General features: G+C 68.4%; 2 protein-coding genes. Both read left to right on the top strand.

Annotation, left to right across the window (positions count from 1 at the left end; translation table 11 throughout):
- Window positions 1–151 precede the first annotated feature (151 nt).
- Window positions 152–367: a hypothetical protein gene (locus MKK69_RS30080; RefSeq protein ID WP_243973836.1), complete on the top strand. Its 216-nt coding sequence runs from the start codon at window positions 152–154 to the stop codon at window positions 365–367.
- 2 nt (window positions 368–369) lie between these two features.
- A complete protein-coding gene (locus tag MKK69_RS30075; RefSeq protein ID WP_243973835.1) occupies window positions 370–579 on the top strand; it encodes a hypothetical protein in 210 nt (69 codons plus the stop codon).
- The last annotated feature ends 108 nt before the right edge of the window (window positions 580–687 follow it).

Here is a 687-nt window from a genome sequence, read left to right as displayed (position 1 = left end):
CGACGCACGCCTTGATGCAGGGTGTGGCTGCCGGCGAGATCACGCCGAGCGAGGCCGCCGAGCTGTCGAAGCTGGTCGACGCACACGTGAACGCCATCAAGACGGCGGACCTCGCCGAACGCCTCGCTCGGATCGAGGAGGGCGGGCTGTTATGATCGTCAACCTGGAGCGCCGCATCCGGAAGATCGAGGCACAGCGCTTCGCGGCCGATCCCGCCCTCAAGGCCATGTCCGACGATGAGTTGGCGCAGGCCCTGCGCGAGGCGTCCGAAGACCTGGCCGACCACGCCCTCGCCGCTTGGTTTCAGACCGGGTGTGAGGGGCCGCTGCCGCCTGGCGCCTTCGACAGCTTGCAGAGGAGCCTCTGACGATGACCACCAGCAGTTTCGAGAACCGCCTTCGCCGGATCGAGGTCCGCCGCATCTTCGGGGGCGAGATCGCCAGCGCCACCGACCGGCAGCTTATGGCGTTCATCCGCAGCGGCTATGCCGGCTTGAGAGCCGAGCACGGCAGCCTCGCCGAAGCGGCTTGGCACCTGCGCGAGACCGGGATGCTGGAGACGCCGCCCTCGCCACCCTGATCGAGGAAGACATCGGAGGCCCGGATGCGCGGTTCCATTGAGGCGCGGCTGGCCAAGGCCGAGCAGCGGTTCCGCCACCGCATCCAGGGTGTTCACCGCTACACCGAC

Source organism: Methylobacterium sp. J-026, from assembly GCF_022829585.1.
GTDB lineage: Bacteria > Pseudomonadota > Alphaproteobacteria > Rhizobiales > Beijerinckiaceae > Methylobacterium.
The sequence above is the reverse complement of the archived record's forward strand: the minus strand, read 5'-3'. Positions and strand labels throughout refer to the sequence as shown.